Below are 1,136 nucleotides of genomic sequence, written 5' to 3' on the forward strand. Positions count from 1 at the left end.
ACCGATCTGTGGACGATCGGCGTGTTGTCATCGCTCCCTTTCATTGCCGGCTTTGTTTGCCAGTACCTGGTGGCTCGACACTCCGACGCGCGCAAGGAGCGCCGCTGGCACGCCGCGCTCTCTGGCGTCGCAGCAGCGATCGGCTGGGCGGCTCTGCCAATGGTGTCGGCAAACCCCGCTTTGTCGATTGTCGCGTTGATCGTGACGGCTGCGGGTACCTTCGCGGCGATGGGGCCATTCTGGTCCATGCCGAGCCTGTATCTCAGCAAGCAAGCCGCGGCGGGCGGCATCGCGTTGATCAGCACGCTTGCGGGTCTTGGCAGCCTCGTTAGCCCTGGCATTGTCGGCTGGCTCAACCAGACCACGCATACACTCGCCGCCGGCCAATACTACCTTGCGGCTCTGATGCTGGTAGGGGCGGTGACCGTCGTCGCGGTCGGGCGGCACGACAAGCCGAGAAAGGCGAACCACGCCTGAAACAACATCGCTGGGCCGAGGTTTGAAACCTTGGCGCCTCCCACTACACCACCACCCGAACGTCCGCACGAGACACCGATTCCGGTCTCTCCGTTGGCGAAGCCTTGCTCACGCTGCGATAAAACTGAACTCTGGAGACAGTACATGAAAAAGCATTCTTACTCGCTTTGCGCAATCGCTGCGTCGAGCGCCTTCGCCACTGCCGCCTATGGTCAAAGCAGCGTCACGCTCTACGGCATTATTGATGCGGGTTTCAACTATCAGTCCAACGCTAATGGCGGGCGCCTTTTTGCCATGACGAGCGGCGTTAATCAGGGCAGCCGGTTTGGACTCTTGGGAAGCGAAGATTTGGGTGGGGGGCTCAAAGCGATCTTCCGCCTCGAGAATGGTTTTGACGTGACCAACGGTCGGCTCGGCCAAGGCGGACTGATGTTCGGCCGGCAAGCCTATGTCGGGTTATCCAACCCCTATGGCACTCTGACTTTCGGCCGGCAATACGATTCGCTCATCGACTTCGGGAGCCAGTACTCGGTGAGCAATCAGTGGGGCGGCTACATCTCCGCGCATCCGGGCGACCTCGACAACTTCAACTACAGCTTCCGCAGCAACAACGCAGTGAAGTTTACGAGCGCAAACTACGCCGGCTTCTCGTTTGGCGG

The 1,136-nt window shown here is 60.4% G+C and carries 2 protein-coding genes; both read left to right on the forward strand.

The genetic code is table 11. The features are described from left to right. The coding region (locus tag AWB65_RS34980; RefSeq protein ID WP_125474309.1) for an MFS transporter at positions 1-477 on the forward strand (477 nt) is incomplete at its 5' end. 144 nt (positions 478-621) lie between these two features. After that, positions 622-1,136 (forward strand): porin (locus AWB65_RS34985; RefSeq protein WP_143281835.1); only part of this gene is annotated, 515 nt, incomplete at its 3' end.

Origin of the sequence: Caballeronia humi (assembly GCF_001544475.1) — a bacterium.
In the GTDB taxonomy this organism is placed as follows: domain Bacteria; phylum Pseudomonadota; class Gammaproteobacteria; order Burkholderiales; family Burkholderiaceae; genus Caballeronia; species Caballeronia humi.